The following is a 5485-nucleotide window of genomic DNA, read 5'->3' as shown; positions in this document are numbered from 1 at the left end:
CGGCGCCGCGCCGTGCGTCGGCGCGAGCCTCGCAGCCGACCCCGACGCCCGCCGAGATCGTCGCCCCGCCGCTCGTGGTCCCGCCGCCGGAGACCGCGCCGCCGCCTGTCATCGCCGCGCCGCCGGCCGCCCCCGTGGTGGTCGCCCCGCCGCCCGATCCGGAAGCAGCCATGGCCACCCGCACCCCGAACGACCGGTAGAGCTTGTTCCGTAAGGCCTGAGTGACATTCCAGAGGCGATGGGAGCCTCCCGCGGCGGTATGTCCCGCGCGACACGCTCCTCCGCCGACGGCCCGCGAGTCGGCGAACGCGGGTTGACTCGGACCCCTCCGGCTCCCATTTGCCCGCCAAGGCCGGGACGCGACCGAAATTCGGGCGCCCTGCCGAAAAATCGGATCGCGAGCCGGGTTATTTCGAGACCGGCGTTCCGCCAGCTATGCTGCGGCGCAATATATATTTTCAGCTATAAGTAGAAAATCGCGCAAGATTACTTATGCAGCACATTGTGCACTGCAGCAATGCTGCGGGTCGCGAAGCATGCCCTGGGTCGGCCCTCGGAGTAACACCCCTTGACGCCCGTAATAGGGGTTGCCAAAGGACCCCTGCCGCACGTCTAACATGGCGGTTAAGACTTCAGCTTCCCTTCGGGGAAACCGAGGTCGCTCCCGCCTTCGGAACGTTGCGCTTCACGAGTTCGTTGAAGCGTTGGCGTAACGGGTCGGGCGCAGCGAAAGCGGCTCTGGCGTTTTGTCCGGCGGTTACCGGACGAGCGGCGGGCTTTAACTAGGGTGGAGACGCTCTCGCGCGACGACCCTCGGTCCAAACGTGCTAGACCAATCAGGAACTGGCGACAGATGCTCGACAACAAACGACTGACCCCTTTCATCGCTCTCATCGGCGCGGTTGCGCTGATGGCGAGCGTGCCGGCGTTCGCGCAGGAAGCCGCCGCTCCGGCCGCTCCCGCCGCCGCCGACGCCGCCGCGGCTCCGGCCGCTGATGCCGCCGCGGCCCCAGCCGCGGATGCTGCGGCTCCCGCCGCCGACGTCGCCCCCCCGACCATCGAGCATGCCGGTTCGCTTACCGTCGTGCAGATGTTCCTCGACGCTCAACCCGTCGTGAAGGTCGTGATGATCGGCCTGATCCTGGCCTCCATCCTCTCCTGGACCCTGCTGGTCACGAAGATGATCGAGTTCAGCTCGCTGAACAAAGCCTCGGACCGCTTCGTCGAGGCCTTCCGCGGCGCCAAGTCGATCAACGACATGGGCCGTATCGCGATGTCCGAAGAATTCGAAGGCAATCCGCTGGCCGACATGGCCGCCGCGGCGGCCCAAGAAGTCGAACTCTCGCGGCAAGCGGGTCTCGCCGTCACCGGCGCGCACCGTGAAACCACCATCCACCGGGCGGAAGCCGCGGTTGGCGCGGTTCAATCCAACCTCGCCAAGCGCCTGTCCAGCGGCATGCAGTTCCTGGCCTCCGTCGGTTCGTCCGGTCCGTTCATCGGTCTGTTCGGCACCGTCTACGGGATCATGAACTCGTTCATCGGCATCGCGAACACCAACACGACCAACCTGGCCGTCGTCGCCCCCGGCATCGCCGAAGCGCTTCTCGCCACCGGCATCGGTCTGTTCGCCGCCATCCCGGCGGTTATCTTCTACAACTACTTCCAAACCCGGATTTCCGCTTACGGCTCGCGGACTGACGGATTTGTCGCCGAACTGATGAACGCCATTTCCCGGCAGCTCGACAAGGGAGCCTAACCGCCATGGGAGCCAAACTCTCAGGTTCTGGGGGTGGGCAAGGCTCGGTAGAGGCGATGAGCGAAATCAACGTGACGCCCTTCGTGGACGTTATGTTGGTGCTCCTGATTATCTTCATGGTCGCGGCGCCCATGGCCGCCGTGACCGTGGAGGTGGCCCTTCCACCGGCTACCGCCAAGCCTTCGACCAACCCGCCAAAGCCGGTCTATATCAGCATCCAGGCGGGTGGCAGCATCTACCTCGGGGACAGCAAGACTGACCTTGCCGATCTGGGCGACGACCTGCGGACCAATATCGGAAAGCGCAACCCGGAGAAGGAACGCATCTTCATCCGCGCCGACAAGAATGTTCTCTACGGAGACTTCATGGGCGTGATGAACATGCTTCAGGACAACGGGTTCTACAGCGTGGCCCTTATTGGCCTCGAAGAGTGAGGGGGGTGACGAATGGCTGAAACCACCGACACGACCCATCACCGCAGCGTCTTCGATGAGCCGGTCAAGAAACGGAACACGGGCGTCACCGTCGCCATCGTGCTTTCGGTGATCGTCCACGCGGGCCTTATCGCCTACCTCTACAAGTCGAAGTTCGAACCGAAGTACAAGGAGTACTCGGATGATGTGACGGACGTGGCGATCATCAAGCCCGCTCCGCCGCCGCCTCCGCCGCCTCCGCCTCCGCCTCCGAACACGCCGCCGCCTCCGCCGCCGAAGCTGCAACCGCGGCCTCCGGTGAACGTGCCGGCCGACATCCCGACGATCCCGCCGCTGCCGGTTCCGCCGGTCGAAAAGCGGATCGAGGTTCCGGAGCCCCCGCGGGCTGCGCCCCCGACCCCGCCGCGTCCGTCGGTCATCACGAACCCCGACTGGTCGCGTCGTCCCGATGCCGAAGCTCTGTCCCGGTACTACCCGGAACGGGCTCAGCGGATGGGCGTCGAAGGCCGGGCGACGATCAGCTGCACGGTCACTTCGAAGGGAACGCTGGAGGGTTGCTCCATCGTTTCCGAAGATCCGGCCGATCAGGACTTCGGTACTGCGACCCTTCGGGCGAGCAAGCTGTTCAAGATGCGGCCGAAGACCCAGGACGGCGCCCCTGTCGAAGGGGGAACGGTGCGGATTCCGCTCCGTTGGACGCTGCCCAAGGGCTGACCGCGACCAAAGACCAACGATCAAACCCCGGCGGCGCGAGCTTCCGGGGTTTTTTCTTGGCCCGGTCCGCCGCCGGGGTGGGTGGGTGCTTGATCGAACCGTCCGGCGCGACTAGAAGAACGCCTCGCGATGCGCCGCCTTAGCTCAGTTGGTTAGAGCGCTAGATTGTGGATCTAGAGGTCCTCGGTTCGAGCCCGAGAGGTGGTACCATCGCGCCGTTCCCGGAATGCCGGGTTCCCAACATCCCTAGAGGCTCAGGTTGAGCAGGGCCGGATCGCCGCCCTGGGCGGTGATGTTGACGCTGACGGCGCGCTCAATGGCGTAGCGGGTGAGCGAGTTGGGGCCGCCGGCCTTAGGCCCGGTCCCCGACAGGCCCTCGCCGCCGAAGGGCTGGACGCCGACCACGGCTCCGATGATGGAGCGGTTCACATAGGCGTTGCCGGCCGGGACCAGGTCGCGGACCTGGACGGCGAAGGCGTCGATCCGCGAGTGGACACCCAGGGTGAGGCCGTAGCGCGACGCCGCTAGTTCGCCGGCCACCTTGGCGAGGTCGGCCGGGCGATAGCGGACCACGTGCAGCACCGGGCCGAACACCTCGCGCTCCAGGAAGCTCGCCGACGGGATCTCCGCCAGGACCGGCCCGAAGAAGGTCCCACCCTGCGGCGCCTCCAACTGGTGCAGGACCTTGGCCTCTCGCTGCAGGCGCGCCAGGTGCGTGGTGAGCAAGCCATGGGCCTCGGCGTCGATCACCGGGCCGACATCGGTGGCGGCGTCGGCCGGGTCGCCTAGGACCAGGGCGTCCATCGCCCCCTTGATCCCTTCGATCAGCATGTCGGCGGTGTCGGTGGGCAGGAACAGGATGCGCAGGGCCGAGCACCGCTGGCCGGCCGAGCCGAAGGCCGAGAGCACAACGTCGTCGACGACCTGTTCTTTCAGCGCCGTGGTGTCGACGAACATGCCGTTCAGTCCCCCGGTCTCGGCGATGAATGGCACGATCGGGCCGTCGCAGCCGGCCAGGGTCTGGTTGATCCGCCGCGCGGTGTCGGAGCCGCCGGTGAAGGCCACCCCGTCGCAGCCTGGATGGGCGGTCAAGGCCGCGCCGACGGTCTCGCCTCGGCCGGGTGTCAGGGCCAGCAGGCCAGGCGGCAGGCCGGCCTCGTGGAACAGCGCTACCGCCGCCGCGGCGATCAGCGGGGTCTGCTCGGCGGGCTTGGCCACCACGGCGTTGCCGGCGGCCAGGGCCGCGGCGATCTGGCCGGTGAAGATGGCCAGCGGGAAGTTCCAGGGGCTGATGCAGACGAAGACTCCACGGCCGTGCAACTCCAGGGTGTTGGTTTCGCCGACCGGCCCCTTCAGGGTCTCCGGACCCCCGAACTTGGTCAGGGCCAGGTGGGCGTAGTAGCGGCAGAAGTCCGCGGCCTCGCGCACCTCGGCTACGCCATCGGCCAGGGTCTTGCCGGCCTCGCGGGCGCAGATGGCGATCAGCCGGTCGCGATGGGTCTCGAGGATGTCGCCCATGGCCCGCAGGATCTCGGCGCGGCGGAATCCACCGAGCTTGTCCCAGGCCGGCTGGGCGGCCCTGGCGGCGGCGAAGGCCGCGTCGATGTCGGCGGCCGAGGCCTCGCTGGCCTTGCCCACCACCAGGGCGTTGGCGGATGGGCTGAGCACCGGCTGGGACTCGACGCCGGCGCGGGGCTTGCCGCCGATCAGCGGGCCGGACGACAGGGGTTCCAGGGCGCGGGCGGCGGCCGTCAGGCGCGCGGCCTCGTCGGGGATGGAGAGGTCGACGCCCAGCGAATTCTTCCGCTCGGCCCCATAGATGTCGACGGGGCGGGGAATTTTCGGGTGCGGCCCGATCCCGGCCTTCTCCACCGCGGCGACCGGATCGACCACCACGTCCTGGGCCGGCACCCGCTCGTCCAGCAGGGCGTGCACGAAGGAGGTGTTGGCGCCGTTCTCCAGCAGGCGGCGCACCAGATAGGGCAACAGGTCCTCATGTCCGCCAACGGGGGCGTAGGTGCGCACCACGGCGCCGGCGTGCAGGTCGTCGGCGGCCTTGTAGAGCGCCTCGCCCATGCCGTGCAGGCGCTGGAATTCGATCTTCACTCCGGCCTCGGCGGCCATGGTCTGGACGGCGGCCAGGGTATGGGCGTTGTGGGTGGCGAACTGGGCGTAGAGGTTCGGCGCGGCGGCGATCAGCGCCCGCGCGCAGACCAGATAGGAGAGGTCGGTGGCGGCCTTGGTGGTGAACACCGGATAGTCGGGCCGGCCGCCCACCTGGGCGCGCTTGATCTCGCTGTCCCAATAGGCGCCCTTGACCAGCCGCACCATCAAACGCCGGCCGCTGGACCGCGCGATCTCGGCCACCCGGTCGACGGCGAGACGGGCGCGCTTCTGATAGGCCTGGACGGCCAGGCCCAGGCCTTGCCATTCGCCCAGCTCGGGCTCGCGGGACAGCCGGTCCAGCAGCTTCAGCGACAGGGTCAGCCGGTCGGCTTCCTCGGCGTCGATGGTGAAGTTGATGTCGTGCCGGGCGGCGATCAGGGCCAGGCGCTTGGTGCGCGGGTAGAGCTCGCTCCAG

The 5485-nt window shown here is 67.9% G+C and carries 5 protein-coding genes and 1 tRNA gene; 5 read left to right on the top strand and 1 reads right to left on the bottom strand.

Annotated features, from left to right (window positions below; all coding sequences use genetic code 11):
• The 5 genes from V6M45_RS02220 to V6M45_RS02200 form a co-directional block, all read left to right on the top strand.
• A partial coding sequence (locus tag V6M45_RS02220; RefSeq protein WP_332653708.1) for a hypothetical protein occupies window positions 1–200 on the top strand: 200 nt, incomplete at its 5' end.
• Between the two features lie 653 nt (window positions 201–853).
• Window positions 854–1756 carry a MotA/TolQ/ExbB proton channel family protein gene (locus V6M45_RS02215; RefSeq protein ID WP_305674819.1) on the top strand — a complete coding sequence of 301 codons (903 nt, stop codon included), beginning with the start codon at window positions 854–856 and terminating at the stop codon, window positions 1754–1756.
• Between the two features lie 5 nt (window positions 1757–1761).
• A complete protein-coding gene (locus tag V6M45_RS02210; protein WP_305674818.1) occupies window positions 1762–2190 on the top strand; it encodes a biopolymer transporter ExbD in 429 nt (142 codons plus the stop codon).
• A 12-nt stretch (window positions 2191–2202) separates the two neighbouring features.
• Window positions 2203–2904: an energy transducer TonB gene (locus V6M45_RS02205; RefSeq protein WP_305674817.1), complete on the top strand. Its 702-nt coding sequence runs from the start codon at window positions 2203–2205 to the stop codon at window positions 2902–2904.
• Window positions 2905–3037: 133 nt separating this feature from the next.
• Window positions 3038–3114 (top strand) — tRNA-His (locus V6M45_RS02200).
• Window positions 3115–3150: 36 nt separating this feature from the next.
• On the opposite strand, the gene putA is transcribed toward V6M45_RS02200, so the two are convergent.
• On the bottom strand, window positions 3151–5485 hold a 2335-nt coding region (gene putA, locus V6M45_RS02195; RefSeq protein WP_332653706.1), incomplete at its 5' end, for a bifunctional proline dehydrogenase/L-glutamate gamma-semialdehyde dehydrogenase PutA.

The sequence above is a fragment of the Brevundimonas sp. genome, assembly GCF_036676055.1.
In the GTDB taxonomy this organism is placed as follows: domain Bacteria; phylum Pseudomonadota; class Alphaproteobacteria; order Caulobacterales; family Caulobacteraceae; genus Brevundimonas.
The sequence above is the reverse complement of the archived record's forward strand: the minus strand, read 5'-3'. Positions and strand labels throughout refer to the sequence as shown.